This window comes from Marinovum sedimenti (assembly GCF_054052205.1).
Genome location: NZ_CM133223.1, coordinates 851,604 through 866,073, shown reverse-complemented (window position 1 = coordinate 866,073; position 14,470 = coordinate 851,604). Strand labels below are relative to the sequence as shown.

Sequence of the window (14,470 nt, the reverse complement as noted above, 5' to 3'; positions counted from 1 at the left end):
GTTGCGAGACGTCAGTCCATCGCCTTGAAGTTGAATTCTCCGCCGTCTTTGATCCCCGAGAACCAGCGTGCGGTCACGGTTTTTGTTTTTGTATAAAAACGGAATGCATCGGGACCGTATTGGTTGAGATCGCCAAATGCCGATTTTTTCCACCCGCCAAAGGTGTGATAGCTCAGCGGCACGGGAATCGGAAAGTTAATCCCGACCATGCCAACATTCACCCGATGGGCAAAGTCGCGCGCGGTGTCGCCATCGGCGGTATAAATGGCAGTACCATTGCCATAATCATTGTCGATAATCAGATTAAGCGCATCTTCATACGTCTCGGCGCGCACCTGGCTCAGCACCGGGCCAAAGATCTCTTCTTTATAGATGTCCATGTCCGGCGTGACGTTGTCAAACAGCGAAGGGCCAACGAAAAATCCGTCTTCATAGCCTTGCAGTTTAAAGTCGCGCCCGTCGATCACCAGTTTTGCCCCTTGCTCGACACCGCTGTCGACCAGACCGTTGATCCGCGCTTTGGATTGCGCGGTGATGACCGGGCCGAAATCTACATCGTCGCCCGACGTATACGGCCCGACCTTGAGCTTTTCGACCCGCGGTATCAGCCGTTCCATCAGCGCATCGGCAGTTTCCTTGCCCACCGGAACCGCGACCGAAATCGCCATGCAGCGTTCGCCAGCCGCGCCGAAACCGGCACCAACAAGCGCATCTGCCGCCTTGTCGAGATCGGCGTCGGGCATGATGATCATGTGGTTCTTGGCACCGCCAAAGCATTGGGCGCGCTTGCCATTATTCGCGGCGCGGCCATAGATGTACTGCGCAATTGGGGTCGAGCCGACAAAGCCAACGGCGGCGATTGTCTCATTGTCGAGGATCGCATCGACAACTTCCTTGTCGCCGTTCACCACCTGCAACACGCCATCGGGCAGGCCCGCTTCTTTCAGCAGTTCCGCCAGCATCAGCGAGGTCGAGGGCACCCGCTCGGACGGTTTGAGGATCATCGCGTTGCCCGAGGCCAGCGCCGGGGCCATTTTCCACAGCGGGATCATCGCGGGGAAGTTGAACGGGGTGATCCCGGCCACAACGCCCAGCGGCTGGCGCATGGAATAGAGGTCAATGCCGGGGCCGCCGTTGTCGGTGTATTCGCCTTTGAGCATCGCAGGCGCGCCCATGCACACCTCGACCACTTCGAGACCGCGTTGCACATCGCCTTGGGCGTCGGGCAGGGTCTTGCCGTGCTCGCGGCTGACCAGCTCGGCCAGTTTGTCCATGTTCTCGTTGATCAGCGCGCCAAACTTCATCATCACCCGCGCGCGGCGCTGCGGGTTGGTGGCGCCCCAGGTCTTCTGGGCTTGGGCGGCGCGGGCCACGGCATCGTCCAGCTCGGCTTTGCTCGACAGTCTGACCTGCGCCTGCACTTCGCCGGTGGCGGGGTTCATCACGTCGGCGGTGCGGGTCGAGGTGCTTTCAACAAGGGCACCGTCGATGTAGTTTTTGATCATTTCCATGGGGGTCTCCTCCAGTTCGGTTGACGATACGATAGTCTTGCAAATTCGCTACGGGAAGCGGCAATATTCCAAACAGGTTTTGCATTTATGCAAAGCTCTCTGCTAGGGCACTGTGATGGACTCATGGGACGACATTCGGATCTTTCTGGCAGTGGCGCGGCATGAAAGCCTTTCGGCCGCCGGGCGCAGTCTGCGGATTGATCCGGCCACGGTGGGGCGGCGGATTGCCCGGTTGGAACAGACGTTGGGCCAGCCGCTGTTTGCCAAGTCACCGCAGGGTTACGCGCTGACCGATGCAGGGCAGCGGCTGTTGCCCCACGCGGAACGGGCCGAGCTTGCCACGCAAGGCGCGGCCGAGGCGCTGGCGGGTGAAACCGGCGGGCTGAGCGGGCAAATTCGCATTGGCGCGCCGGACGGCTGTGCCAACTTTCTGCTGCCGCAGGTCTGCGCGGCGCTGTCGCGCGACAATCCCGAGCTGGAAATCCAGATCCTGTCGCAGCCACGCGTGGTCAACCTGTCCAAGCGCGAGGCGGATCTGGCGATTTCGGTCAGCCCACCCACGGCGGGGCGGCTTAGCGTGCAGAAGATTGCCGACTATCGCCTGCACATCGCGGCGGCGCGCGACTACCTTGATCAACGCCCCGAGATCACCGAGGTGAGCGATCTGAAAAGCCACCGCATCGTTGGCTATATTGCGGACATGATCTTTGACCGCGAGTTGGATTACCTGTCTGAAATGGGGCTCGATCAGGTGCAACTGGCGTCAAATTCGGTCTCGGTCCAGCTTAATTGGCTGCGCCAGGGCGGCGGCGTCGGATTCGTTCACGACTTTGCGCTGCCGTTTGCCCCTGAGTTGCGCAAGGTTCTGGCGCAGGACGTTTCCCTTTCGCGGGCGTTTTACCTTGTTCGGCACGCGGATGACCGGCGTTTGGACCGGATGAACCGCTTTGCCGCCGCGCTGGCCGGTGAAATGCGCGCGGAACTGGCCCGGTTAGAGGCCTTGGTGCAATAAGTCTCGGGGATTGCTTGACAGCAGAAGGACTTGCGGGAAAGCTGAGAGAAACAACGAAGGCAAGGAACGCGACATGCTGGTCCAGCAAATTCTCAAGTCCAAGGCGGATACCTCTGTGGTCACCGTGACCTCTGGCACGCTTGTCTCGGAAGCGACCGCAATCCTTGCGGAAAAGCGGATCGGGACAGTGATCATATCCGACGACGGCGGCAAAACCGCCTCGGGCATCCTGTCGGAACGTGACATCGTGCGCGAGCTGGCCAAGATCGGGCCGAGCTGTCTTGATGAGAAGGTCGCGGATCACATGACTTCGAACCTGCAAACCACCACCCGCGATGAACAGGCCGACAGCGTGCTGGCCCGGATGACCGAAGGCCGCTTTCGCCACATGCCGGTGATCGAGGATGGCGAACTTGTCGGGTTGATCACGCTCGGCGATGTGGTCAAGGCGCGACTGTCCGAATTGGCGATGGAAAAAGACGCGCTGGAAGGCATGATTATGGGCCACTAGGCCCGCTTGCATTTTCAAGCTGATACCTTCAAGACCCTGAAAACGATCTGAAACGAGCGAACAATTTTCATGCGTATTGGCCTTTACCCCGGCACTTTTGACCCGATCACCGAAGGCCATCTTGATATCATCCGAAGGGCCACCGCATTGGTCGACCGACTGGTGATTGGCGTGGCGATCAACCGCGACAAAGGCCCGTTGTTCACGCTCGAAGAGCGGGTTGCGATGCTTGAACACGAGTGCGCGCAACTCGCCGAACACACCGAGACCGAGATTGTCGCGCATCCGTTCGAGAACCTGCTGATCGACTGTGCCCGCGATGTTGGGGCCGGGGTGATCATTCGTGGTCTGCGCGCGGTGGCGGACTTTGAGTATGAATATCAGATGGTTGGCATGAACCGGGTGCTCGACGATTCAATCGAGACCGTGTTCCTGATGGCCGAGGCGCGGCATCAGGCCATCGCCTCGAAATTGGTCAAGGAAATCGCGCGGTTGGACGGCGACGTTAGCAAATTCGTCACGCCGGCGGTGAACACGGCGCTGAAGGAACGCTACGGTAAGTAATCTTCGCGTGCCGCTGTAATGTCGCGTCGCAACGTGCTGATGTAGAAATGAAAAAGCCGCCAGAACCTCATCAGGTCTGGCGGCTTTTCAGTGTGCAATCGAAGCGGTTTAGATCAGCTTGCCCATCGCAACGGCGGTATCGGCCATGCGGTTGGAGAAGCCCCATTCGTTGTCGTACCAGCTGAGGATACGCACCATTGTGCCGTCCATGACTTTGGTCTGGTCGCAATGGAAGATCGACGAATGCGGATCGTGGTTAAAATCCGAGCTTACCAGCGGCTTGTCGGTATAGCCCAGAACGCCTTTCAGCGGGCCATCGGCAGCAGCGCGGATCGCAGCGTTGATTTCGTCGACTGTGGTTGCGCGCGAGGCTTCGAACGTCAGATCCACAACCGAGACATTCGGGGTGGGGACGCGGATCGCGACACCGTCAAGCTTGCCGTTCAGTTCCGGCAGCACGAGGCCAACGGCCTTGGCGGCACCGGTCGACGTTGGGATCATCGACAACGCGGCGGCGCGGGCGCGATACAGGTCATTGTGCATCGTATCCAGCGTCGGCTGGTCGCCGGTGTAGCTGTGGATGGTGGTCATGAAGCCTTTGGAAATGCCGATGGTGTCGTTCAGCACCTTGGCCACTGGCGACAGGCAGTTGGTGGTGCAAGACGCGTTGGACACGATCAGGTCTTCGGCGGTCAGCGTGTCGTGGTTTACACCGTAAACGATTGTTTTGTCAGCGTCTTTGCCCGGAGCCGAGATCAGAACGCGCGACGAACCGTTGTCGAGGTGCGCCTGGCAGGCCTGTTTCGAGGTGAAGATGCCGGTGCATTCGAGCACGACATCAACGTCTTTCCAGGGCAGGTCGGCGGGGTTGCGCTCGGCTGTGACGCGGATCTTGCCACGGCCCACATCAATCCAGTCGTCGCCGGTGGTCACTTCGACAGGGAAGCGGCCATGAACACTGTCGTATTGCAGCAGGTGCGCGTTGGTTTCGACCGGACCAAGATCGTTGATCGCCACGACTTCGATGTCGGTGCGGCCGCTTTCGATAATGGCGCGCAGAACGTTGCGGCCGATGCGTCCAAATCCATTGATGGCAACTTTGACAGCCATGATGTTCTCCCTAACTTTACGCTATGAATGGGCGGACCAAGCCGCCCGTCGATTCAGATTTCTGTTAACGCTAACAAACGTATTTGCGTGCGAAAGTCAATCGCTGGCCTTAACGCCAGAATGCGACCCACTCGATCAGTTCGAAAAGTTTCTTGGATAGAAACAGAAAATGCGTGGTTCCGTAAAGCGTGTAATCCACCGCTATAGCAGCCAAAATGGCAAGTCCCATATAGAAGGCAATGCGGTTGGTCATGGTGTCAGGCTCCGATTTGGCCCGAACCTGCCGCAGAGTGTCGCAGGGGGCAACCGCGAAATGTGTCCGGGGGCTGTGCGGGGCAAATGAGGGTTTGACTTGGGGTAAAATGGTGGCAGGCTCTCCCTGTGATTGAATGGGACGATTGGGAGTTGGCACGATGAAACAGATCACCGGATTTGCAATGTTGGCGTTTGTCGCCGGGTGGCCTTTGGCGGCGCAGCAGGCCACCGATGAGATCGCCCCAGAGGCCGAGATTTCCGTATCCTCCGCGTTCGAGATGCTGAGCCCCGCCGCCAATGCCGCGATGGCGGCCAAGGCTGCGGGCACACCGGTCAAGGCCGACACCTGGATAGTGGCCGCCGCCAATCCGCTTGCGGTCGAGGCCGGGGCAGAGGTGCTGCGCGCCGGTGGCAGCGCGGCGGATGCGATGGTGGCGGTGCAGGCCATGCTTGGGCTGGTCGAGCCGCAATCCTCGGGGCTGGGGGGCGGTGCCTTTCTGGTTTGGTATGACGCCGCCAGCGGCGAAGTCACCACGCTTGATGGCCGCGAAACCGCGCCGTTGGCGGCAACGCCCCGGCTGTTTCAGGACGATGCAGGCGAGCCTTTGCAGTTCTGGGATGCGGTTGTTGGCGGGCGGTCGGTGGGCACGCCGGGCACGCCACGGCTGATGGAAGAGGCGCATCGCCGCTGGGGCAAGGCCAATTGGGCCGACCTTTTCGGACAGGCGATTGTGCATGCCACCGAGGGGTTCCCAGTGTCGCCGCGCCTTGCGCAGTTGATTTCCGAGGATGCCGAGCGTCTGGGGCGCTTTCCCGAGACCGCCGCGTATTTCATGCCAGAGGGCCGGCCGCTTGCCGAAGGCAACATCCTGTTTAACAACGCTTATGCCCAGACGCTGAGCCTGATTGCTGCGGGCGGCGCGGATGCGTTTTACACCGGGCCGGTGGCCGAGGATATCGCCGCCGCCGTGCGCACCGCCGATGGCAATCCCGGCGTTTTGTCGACCACCGATTTGGCGCTTTACGCGGTCAAAGAGCGTCCGGCGGTCTGCGTGCCGTACCGCGCGCATGAGGTCTGTGGCATGGGGCCGCCCTCGTCAGGCGCGCTGACCGTGGGGCAGATCCTCGGGATGCTCGACCGCTATGATCTGGCCGCGCTTGGGGCGCAGTCGCCCGAGGCTTGGCGGCTGATTGGCGATGCCTCGCGGCTCGCGTTTGCCGATCGGGGCCGTTACATGGCCGACAGCGATTTCGTACCGGTGCCGACCGGGGGCCTTGTCGCGGCGCCGTATCTCGACGAGCGCTCGCAACTCTTGCAGGGCGATGATGCGCTGCCCGAGGTAAGCCCCGGCACGCCGGAATATGATCACGCGCTGCTGTGGGCCGATGACGAGAGCATCGAGCTGCCGTCGACCTCGCATATCTCGATTGTCGATGCCGAGGGCAACGCGCTGTCGATGACCACCACGATTGAAAACGGCTTCGGCTCGCGGCTGTTTGTGCGCGGCTTCCTGCTCAACAATGAGCTGACCGATTTTTCATTCCGCACCCATGCCGATGGCATGCCCATCGCCAACCGGGTCGAGCCGGGCAAACGCCCACGTTCGTCCATGGCACCGACCATTGTGCTCAAAGACGGCGCGCCGGTTCTGGTGACAGGCAGCCCCGGTGGCAGCCGGATCATCGGCTATGTGGCGCAATCGATCATTGCGGTGCTGGATTGGGGGATGGACGTGCAACAGGCCGTGGCGATGCCGCATCTGGTCAACCGGTTCGGCACTTATGATGTTGAGGCGGGCACCGACGCCGAGGCGCTGACCGCTGACCTCGAAGCGATGGGGTTTGAGGTCAGCGCGCGCGGGCTGACCTCGGGACTGCACGCTATTTCGCTGGCAGAGGGCCCGACTGGTGGTCCGACTGGTGGCCCGACTGCTGGTCTGTCTGGGGGGGCTGATCCGCGACGTGAGGGGATTGCTCTGGGAGAGTAGCGGCCCCATTTTCCAACAGCGGCGCGTGCATGAGATCCTCGATCAACAGGCTCAACAGCGCGCCGCGACCGGCCACATCGGCCTTGCGATAGATCGCGTTAAGCTGGGATTTTACCGTGCCCTCGGCCGATCCGCGATGGCTGGCAATCTCGGGGATCGTCAGCCCCTTGAGCGTGAACAGCGCCACGTCGCGCTCTGCCGGGGTTAGGGCCCAAGCGTCGAAATGATCCGCGATCACCTCATGCAGCGCCCCGGCGGCGATATTGACCTGCCGTTCCAGCGCGGTCTTGCGCCGGGTCAGCATGCGCAGGAAACGCACCTCGAAATAGATCGCCAGCACCAGCGTCAGGGTGATCAGCGCCTCGGGCAACAGATCGGCCTCTTCGGGCGCAAAGATATCCTCGGTCAGGATGTCATAGAGGATGTCACCGACGAAATACGTCGCGCTCAGGATCTGGGCGAGGATCACCAAGACCAGATGCAACGGGCGCGGAGACGGGGTTTCGCTCATCGCGCCAATATACGGCATCGGGCAGGGGTTTGACACCGCTAACCATCGCCCAAAGCAGGTTGACCCCGGTTTTGAGGCTAGACCAGATCACCGCCGCCACATGCGCCGCAATCGACAGGTTGGCCCAAAGCACCAGTGCTTCGTGGAGGTCCGCCAGCAGACCGTCGCCAGATGCGGCCAAGAGGCCAAGCGCCACGCCGCTGATCGCGACACCCGCCATCGTGGCCAGAAGGTTCACCGCCAAAGCCACGCCCAGCGGCGACAGCCCGATATCAAACCGCTTTTCGCCGGTCCACAGATCCTTGATCTGGTCGCGCATATCCGTCCAACACGGGCGCAGTTTCGACAGCGCGGCGTCATACGGCCCCATCAGCCCCCAGATCACCCGCAGCGCCAGCGCAACCGCCAGCACACCACCGGCCACCACATGCCCGGTGCTGCCGGGCGCATAAACAAAGACTCCGGCACCATAGCTTAGCACCATCGTTGCATGCAGCAGCCGCACCATGCGCCCCCAAACGCGAATCCCACCTGAGGTCTGTGAGTCTTGGGCTGCGATTTGGGGGGCGGTCTGGTCCATACGGGTCCTCAATCATCGGTACGCCGCAGGGCGCGGCCTTGGGGTGCCGTTTGACATAACCCTGTGACGCTTTTGTATGACATCCACCGAAAGGCCCAAATCCGGCGCTGTATAACTTGGGTTCACGCCGGTTTCGGGTTTTTTGGGCAAAATCCCGGTGTGCCATGCAAAACGCCCGCCGGTGAGGGCGGGCGCTTTGGCGGAAGGGGTTGGGTGAGGTCGGAAGGATCAGTGCAGCAAGCGGCCCATGACACCGGCGACATCGGCCATACGCACCGAAAATCCCCATTCGTTGTCATACCAGGCCAGCACGCGAACCATGCGCCCGCCAACAACTTTGGTCTGGTCCGGCGCAAAGATCGAGCTATGCGGCGTGTGGTTGAAATCAACGCTGACCTTGGGCTCGGGGTCATACGACAGGACCGCGCCCATGTGTCCAGCGGCGGCCTCGCGCACGATTTCGTTGACGTCCTCAACGGTGACATCCTTGCCCGCCTGAAACGTCAGATCGACCGCCGAGACGTTGGGCGTGGGCACGCGCATCGCGGTGCCGTCAAGCTTGCCTTTGAGGTTGGGCAGCACCTCACCCAGCGCCTTGGCGGCCCCGGTCGAGGTGGGGATCATCGCCAAAGCTGCGGCGCGCGCGCGGTACAGGTCACTGTGGCGGCGGTCCAGCGTTGGCTGGTCGCCGGTGTAGCTGTGGATCGTGGTCATGATGCCGTGCTCGATGCCAATCGCTTCGTCCAGCACTTTGGCCAGCGGCGCGAGGCAATTGGTGGTGCAGGAACCGTTGGAGACCAAGGTATCGCCGGGTGTCAGATCGCGGTGGTTGACACCGTAAACGATGGTTTTTCCAACATTGCTGGCAGGGGCCGAGATCAGCACCGATTTCGCACCGCGCTTGAGGTGGACATCGGCCTTGTGCCCATCATTGAAGTTGCCGGTGCATTCCAGAACCACGTCACAGCCCGACCAGTCCAGCTCTTCGGGATTGTAGGTCGAGAACATCTCCATCGGCCCGCGGCCAAGATCCATCGTGTTGTCGGCAATTTTCACGTCGCCGGGAAAGCGGCCATGAATGCTGTCATAGCGCAGGAGGTGAGCCGAGGTTTCCAGCGGGCCGGTGGCGTTGATTTTGACCACCTGCACATCGTTGCGCGCGCTTTCGGCGATATGCGCCAGTGTGCAACGGCCAATTCGGCCAAATCCGTTGATCCCGACAGTCACCGTCATCGCTTTTCTCCTGCGCGTTTCCCTTGGGGGAGGTGTTACCGTGCAGGCGCAGCATGTCCAAGAAAAATACGAACATTTCCAATATGATAGCGTTAACCGTGGCAGGGGCGCGCATGGTGGCGCTAACCTGTTTGCGCTATCTGCGACCGGTTGCGATAACATCGGCAGCGGGGTTTTTGGCCGGGGCGCACTATGTGGGATGGGATGAGGAATCACTTTGACGATATCGCGGTGTTCACGGGCCGCATTTTGATCGCGCTGTTGTTTGTTGGCGGCGCGGTGCAAAAATCGATGACCCCGGCGGGGGCAATGGGGCTTTTGGCGGACAGGGGGCTGCCGGAGTGGCTGATCTGGCCGGCGCTGGGGTTTAATGCGCTGGCGGTGCTGGGGCTTATCCTTGGGGTACAGGTGCGGGTGCTGGCGGTTTTGCTGGCGCTGTATTGCGCGGTGACGTCGGTGTTTCATTATCTGCCCGAGGATCCCTGGCAAATGACGATATTCGTCAAGAATTGGGCGATTGCGGGCGGCTGTCTGGTGCTTGGCGCGCATGGGGCAGGGCGCTGGGCCTTGCAGCCGGGCCGATGACATCTACATTGCGCGGGATCGGGACAGGAGAATGATATGAGCGGTTTGCTGGCGTTGCTGGATGACGTGGCCGGAATTGCCAAGGTTGCGGCGGCTTCGATTGACGATATCGCCGGGCAGGCGGCCAAGGCCGGGGCCAAGGCGGCGGGGGCGGTGATCGACGATGCCGCTGTGACGCCGAAATACCTCACCGGGTTTGAACCGGCGCGTGAATTGCCGATTGTCTGGCGGATTGCGCGCGGGTCGCTGATCAACAAGCTGGTGTTCCTGTTGCCGATCGGGCTGGCGCTGGCGAATTTTGCGCCCTGGCTTATTGCGCCGCTGCTGATGTTGGGCGGGGCGTATTTGTGTTTCGAGGGGGCGGAGAAGGTGGCGCATGCGCTGGGCTTCGGGGCCGATCACGGCGGGCCGGACGGCAGCCATCTTAATATCGATCCGGCGCATCTCGAAGAGGAAAAGGTCAAGGGCGCGATCAAGACCGATTTCATCCTGTCGGCCGAGATCATGACGATCTCCTTGGCCGCGATCCCCGAGAGCAGCTTCTGGATGGAGGCCGCGACTTTGGCGACGGTGGCGGTGGGCATCACGCTTGCGGTCTATGGTGCGGTGGCGCTGATTGTGAAGGCTGATGATCTGGGGCTGTTCATGGCGGCGCGCGGGCGGCTTGGGCTGACGCGCGCGTTGGGCCGTGGGATCGTGGCGGCGATGCCGACGTTTATGAAACTGCTGCTCGTGGTGGGCACGGCGGCGATGCTCTGGGTCGGTGGATCGATCATTGTGCACGGGCTGGCCGAGATGGGCTGGCACGGGCCGGAAGAGGTGATTTACGGCTGGGCCTCGGCGCTGGCCTATCAGGTGCCCGAAGCGTGGCAGGCGGCGGTCAAGTGGTTGGGCAAGGCTGGCATTGACGGCGTGTTGGGGCTGACCCTCGGGGTTGTGCTGATCCCTGTGGGAACCAAGCTTGTGGCTCCGCTGTGGGGGCGGGTGTTTGGCGACAGCGGGCATTAACCTGCGCTTAACTGCGATCGGGCATGCTGTGGCCTATGCCAGAGATGCCCGATTACATGACGCCCGACAGATGGCTGCACGCGGTTTTCGCGGCGCAGGCGGTCAACCGGGGCGGGGTGATCCAGCGCCGGATGCGGGATATTGAACGCTACGCCGGGCTGGACCGGTTTCGCGAAGAAGTGGCGCGGCGCGGCTTTCAGCTTATCGAGAACAACGGCACCTACATCGTTTTATGCAATGCAGCGCGCGCCCGTCTCTTGGTGCGTGCCGATCCATCAATGGATCGGGGCCGATCTGTTGACAGATCGGAGGCGGCCCCCGCACACGAAAAAGGCCGGTCCTTTGCGAACCGGCCTCCTTATAGCTGAAAATCCATCAATGGATTTTAGCCGATCCGTTGACGGATCGGTTTGCGACTCAAGCCAGCAGTTCCTTGACCTTGGCAACCGTCGCTTCGACCGTGATGCCAAAATGCGCATAAAGCTCTTCTGCCGGAGCTGAGGCACCGAAGCTGTCCATGCCGATAAACCCGGCTTTCGCCTCGCGGCCACGTTCGCCCAGCAGCCAGCGATCCCAGCCTGCTGCGCGCACGCCCGCCTCGATGGCGACACGCACCGGACCACCCGGCAGAACCCGCTTGCGATAGCTTTCGTCCTGCGCCGCAAACAGCTCCATGCAGGGCATCGACACAACGCGCACGCCAATCCCCTCAGCTTGCAGCTGCTCACGTGCCGCCATCGCCAGACCAACCTCGGAACCGGTGGCGATCAGGATCGCCTCGCGCTTGCCCTCGGCATCGGCCAGGACATAGCCGCCTTGCGACACCATGTTCTTGGTCTTGTGCTCGGTCCGCACCGTCGGCACCCCTTGACGGGTCAGCGACAGAACCGACGGCGTGCTCTCTTGCGTCAGCGCGATTTCCCAGGCTTCTGCGGTTTCAACCGTATCTGCGGGGCGGAACACCAAAGTGTTCGGCGTCGCGCGCGAAATCGCCAGATGTTCCACCGGCTGGTGGGTCGGGCCGTCTTCGCCAAGGCCGATGGAATCATGCGTCATCACATAGACCACCGGCTGTTTCATCAGCGCCGACAGTCGCATCGCGGGCCGGGCGTAATCGGTGAAACACATGAACGTGCCGCCATAAGGGCGCACGCCGCCGTGCAGCGCCATACCGTTCATCGCCGAGGCCATGCCATGTTCGCGGATGCCGAAATAGATGTAGCGCCCTTCGCGATTGTCGATGTCAAACACGCCCAGATCGCCGGTCTTGGTGTTGTTCGACCCGGTCAGGTCGGCCGAGCCGCCCATGGTTTCGGGCATCAGCGGGTTGATCACTTCCAAAACCATTTCCGAAGATTTCCGCGTCGCGACCTTGGGGGCCTCTTCGCTGATCTGCTTCTTCAGGGCTTTGATCGTCGCCGACAGCTTCTTGGGCGCTTCGCCGGCCAACTGGCGTTCGAATTCCTTTTGCTTCGATCCCGAAGCCGCCGCGAGACGGGCATCCCACTCTTTGCGGGCCGCAACGCCGCGTTGGCCGATGGCCTCCCAGGCGGTTTTGATGTCGGCGGGCACTTCGAACGGGCCGGTTGTCCAGCCATAGACCTGTTTCGCCGCGGCAAGCTGCTCGGGGTCTGTCAGGGCACCGTGACCTTTCGAGGTGTCCTGCGCCGCGTGGCCCAGCGCGATGTGGGTTTTGCAAGCGATCATCGAGGGCAGGTCCGACGACTTCGCCTCGGCAATCGCGGCGTCGATCTCATCGGGGTTGTGGCCGTCGATTTCCTGCACATGCCAGCCCGCTGCCTTGAAGCGCGCCACCTGATCGGTGCGGTCCGACAGATCAACCTTGCCGTCGATGGTGATGTTGTTGTCGTCCCAGAACACCACCAGCTTAGACAGCTTGTGACGCCCGGCCAGACCAATCGCCTCGTGGCTGATGCCCTCCATCAGGCAGCCGTCACCGGCGATGACATAGGTGTGGTGATCCACGATCTTGGACCCGAACCGCGCGCGCTGCACCTCTTCGGCCATCGCGAAGCCGACCGAATTGGCGATGCCCTGACCCAGCGGGCCAGTGGTGGTTTCAATCGCCCGCGCCATGAAGTTTTCCGGGTGGCCAGCAGTCTTGGCGCCCAGTTGGCGGAAATTCTTGACCTGATCGAGGGTGATTTCGGCGTCGCCAACGAGGTACAGCAGCGAATACAGCAGCATCGAGCCGTGGCCCGCCGACAGGATAAACCGGTCGCGGTCGGGCCATTGCGGGTTGGCCGCGTCGAACTTCAGGTGCTTTTCAAACAGCACCGTGGCCACATCTGCCATGCCCATCGGCATGCCCGAGTGCCCGGAGTTGGCGGCGTGCACGGCATCCAGCGTCAGGGCACGGATGGCCGCCGCTTTGTTCCAATGATCGGGGTGGGCAGATTTCAGCGCGTCGATGTCCAAGGGAGCGTTCCTTATAGAGCTGGTGTTCCCTGCTCAATAACAGCCGGGCCGCAGAGTTCAAGGCGGGGTGAACAGTGTCGTGTAAGTGCTTGAATCAATGGGGGCGCATTTTTCCACAGGGTTGGTTAAACTCTTGTCAAAGGCTGGCGTTAAGCGATTCGCGGGCGATTGAGGACAGGCGCGGCGCGACGGCCGTGACAAGTTGGAAAGGCAAGGCAAATGGCCGACATCGAGGAGTTGCAGCGCAGGATTACGGCTGCGATCGAACGGATCGGGAAAGGGGTAGAGCGGCTGGATGCGGCCGCCCAGGACTCGGAAAACGACAAGGTGGATGTGGACGCGCTTCAGGCCAAGCTGGCCTCGACAGAGGCCGCGCTTGAGGATGAACGCCTCGCCGGGCAGCAACGCGAAGAGCGGATTAAGGCGCTGCATGCCAAGCTTGAAGACGTCGAAGACACGACGAAATCACGCCTCGAGGCGCAATCCGAGGCCACCGCCCAGATCGACCTTGAGCTTCAGCGCCTGCGCAAAGCCAACACCCAACTGCGCGACAACAACCGCGCCCTGCGCGAGGCCAACGGCGCGGGCATAGCCGATGCACAGTTGATCAATGCGGGCCTGTCCGCCGAGCTGGAAGCGCTGAACGCTGCGCGCGCCGCCGAAACGGCCGAGGCCGAGGCAATTGCCGCCGCGCTCAAACAGCTTTTGCCAAGTGACGCCCCAAGGGAGGATGTGTGATGCCCGAAGTTTCAATCTCGATCGGGGGCCGGAGCTTTGATGTGGCCTGTCAGCCGGGCGAAGAGCATTTCCTGCACTCTGCGGCGGCAATGCTTGATACCGAGGCCAAGGTGCTCTCGGATCAGATCGGGCGGTTGCCCGAGGGGCGGATGTTGTTGATGGCCGGGCTGATGCTGGCGGACAAGACGGCGGGGCTTGAGGATAAGGTGCGCGAATTGCAGGACCAGATTGCCGAGTTGAGCGCCGAGCGCGACACTCTGCGCGATCAACCCAAACCGCAGGCAGAGCGGGTCGAGGTGCCGGTGGTGCCGGCGGCGGTGATCGATACGCTGGCCGAATTGGCGGCGCGGGCCGAATCTTTGGCGGGCGAAATCGAGGAAAAGGCGCAGGCGGAGTAATTCGTACCGCTGCGGAATTGAAAAGGC

At 61.7% G+C, this 14,470-nt stretch carries 16 protein-coding genes; 9 read left to right on the top strand and 7 right to left on the bottom strand.

Annotated features, from left to right (window positions below; translation table 11 throughout):
- Nucleotides 1–11: 11 nt before the first annotated feature.
- Complete coding sequence (locus tag ACW9UO_RS04125; protein WP_457087715.1) at nt 12–1,511, bottom strand: CoA-acylating methylmalonate-semialdehyde dehydrogenase; 1,500 nt, start codon at nt 1,509–1,511, stop codon at nt 12–14.
- A 112-nt stretch (nt 1,512–1,623) separates the two neighbouring features.
- Between ACW9UO_RS04125 and ACW9UO_RS04120 the strand changes: the two genes are divergently transcribed.
- The 3 genes from ACW9UO_RS04120 to coaD all read left to right on the top strand — a co-directional run bounded on the left by ACW9UO_RS04120 (nt 1,624) and on the right by coaD (nt 3,598).
- Entirely contained in the window at nt 1,624–2,523 is a 900-nt protein-coding gene (locus tag ACW9UO_RS04120; RefSeq protein WP_457087714.1) for a LysR family transcriptional regulator, read from the top strand.
- A 73-nt stretch (nt 2,524–2,596) separates the two neighbouring features.
- Complete coding sequence (locus ACW9UO_RS04115) at nt 2,597–3,034, top strand: CBS domain-containing protein (RefSeq protein ID WP_457087713.1); 438 nt, start codon at nt 2,597–2,599, stop codon at nt 3,032–3,034.
- Nucleotides 3,035–3,103: 69 nt separating this feature from the next.
- Nucleotides 3,104–3,598, top strand: a complete 495-nt coding sequence (gene coaD, locus ACW9UO_RS04110) for a pantetheine-phosphate adenylyltransferase (RefSeq protein ID WP_457087712.1) — start codon at nt 3,104–3,106, stop codon at nt 3,596–3,598.
- 108 nt (nt 3,599–3,706) lie between these two features.
- On the opposite strand, the gene gap (ACW9UO_RS04105) is transcribed toward coaD, so the two are convergent.
- Nucleotides 3,707–4,708, bottom strand: a complete 1,002-nt coding sequence (gene gap / locus ACW9UO_RS04105; protein WP_457087711.1) for a type I glyceraldehyde-3-phosphate dehydrogenase — start codon at nt 4,706–4,708, stop codon at nt 3,707–3,709.
- A 109-nt stretch (nt 4,709–4,817) separates the two neighbouring features.
- The gene (locus ACW9UO_RS04100; protein WP_457087710.1) at nt 4,818–4,961 is read right to left on the bottom strand and encodes a hypothetical protein; all 144 of its coding nucleotides are present in this window, start codon (nt 4,959–4,961) and stop codon (nt 4,818–4,820) included.
- Nucleotides 4,962–5,121: 160 nt separating this feature from the next.
- On the opposite strand from ACW9UO_RS04100, the gene ggt reads away from it, so the two are divergent.
- Nucleotides 5,122–6,951, top strand: a complete 1,830-nt coding sequence (ggt, locus tag ACW9UO_RS04095) for a gamma-glutamyltransferase (RefSeq protein ID WP_457087709.1) — start codon at nt 5,122–5,124, stop codon at nt 6,949–6,951.
- Here the strand turns inward: ggt and ACW9UO_RS04090 are convergent.
- The 3 genes from ACW9UO_RS04090 to gap (ACW9UO_RS04080) form a co-directional block, all read right to left on the bottom strand.
- Complete coding sequence (locus ACW9UO_RS04090) at nt 6,845–7,435, bottom strand: helix-turn-helix transcriptional regulator (protein WP_457087708.1); 591 nt, start codon at nt 7,433–7,435, stop codon at nt 6,845–6,847. The two genes, ggt and ACW9UO_RS04090, sit on opposite strands and share 107 nt — an antisense overlap.
- Nucleotides 7,377–8,042: a cytochrome b/b6 domain-containing protein gene (locus tag ACW9UO_RS04085; RefSeq protein ID WP_457087707.1), complete on the bottom strand. Its 666-nt coding sequence runs from the start codon at nt 8,040–8,042 to the stop codon at nt 7,377–7,379. The genes ACW9UO_RS04090 and ACW9UO_RS04085 overlap by 59 nt, the downstream gene beginning before the upstream one ends.
- A 228-nt stretch (nt 8,043–8,270) precedes the next feature.
- Nucleotides 8,271–9,275: a type I glyceraldehyde-3-phosphate dehydrogenase gene (gap, locus tag ACW9UO_RS04080; protein ID WP_457087706.1), complete on the bottom strand. Its 1,005-nt coding sequence runs from the start codon at nt 9,273–9,275 to the stop codon at nt 8,271–8,273.
- Nucleotides 9,276–9,479: 204 nt separating this feature from the next.
- Here gap (ACW9UO_RS04080) and ACW9UO_RS04075 point away from each other — a divergent pair, with 204 nt between their 5' ends.
- From ACW9UO_RS04075 to ACW9UO_RS04065, 3 genes are read left to right on the top strand one after another with little or no spacing between them, the layout of a single operon-like run.
- Complete coding sequence (locus tag ACW9UO_RS04075; protein ID WP_457087705.1) at nt 9,480–9,860, top strand: DoxX family protein; 381 nt, start codon at nt 9,480–9,482, stop codon at nt 9,858–9,860.
- A gap of 36 nt (nt 9,861–9,896) precedes the next feature.
- Nucleotides 9,897–10,868: a DUF808 domain-containing protein gene (locus tag ACW9UO_RS04070; RefSeq protein ID WP_457087704.1), complete on the top strand. Its 972-nt coding sequence runs from the start codon at nt 9,897–9,899 to the stop codon at nt 10,866–10,868.
- 56 nt (nt 10,869–10,924) lie between these two features.
- Entirely contained in the window at nt 10,925–11,236 is a 312-nt protein-coding gene (locus ACW9UO_RS04065) for an N-(5'-phosphoribosyl)anthranilate isomerase (RefSeq protein WP_457087703.1), read from the top strand.
- 49 nt (nt 11,237–11,285) lie between these two features.
- On the opposite strand, the gene tkt is transcribed toward ACW9UO_RS04065, so the two are convergent.
- Nucleotides 11,286–13,307, bottom strand: a complete 2,022-nt coding sequence (tkt, locus tag ACW9UO_RS04060) for a transketolase (protein WP_457087702.1) — start codon at nt 13,305–13,307, stop codon at nt 11,286–11,288.
- 219 nt (nt 13,308–13,526) lie between these two features.
- Between tkt and ACW9UO_RS04055 the strand changes: the two genes are divergently transcribed.
- Together ACW9UO_RS04055 and ACW9UO_RS04050 are read left to right on the top strand one after the other, a co-directional pair.
- Entirely contained in the window at nt 13,527–14,045 is a 519-nt protein-coding gene (locus ACW9UO_RS04055) for a hypothetical protein (protein WP_457087701.1), read from the top strand.
- Nucleotides 14,045–14,443 (top strand): cell division protein ZapA, encoded by a 399-nt coding sequence (locus ACW9UO_RS04050; protein ID WP_457087700.1) that lies wholly within the window; start codon nt 14,045–14,047, stop codon nt 14,441–14,443. Before ACW9UO_RS04055 ends, ACW9UO_RS04050 begins: the two co-directional genes overlap by 1 nt.
- The last annotated feature ends 27 nt before the right edge of the window (nt 14,444–14,470 follow it).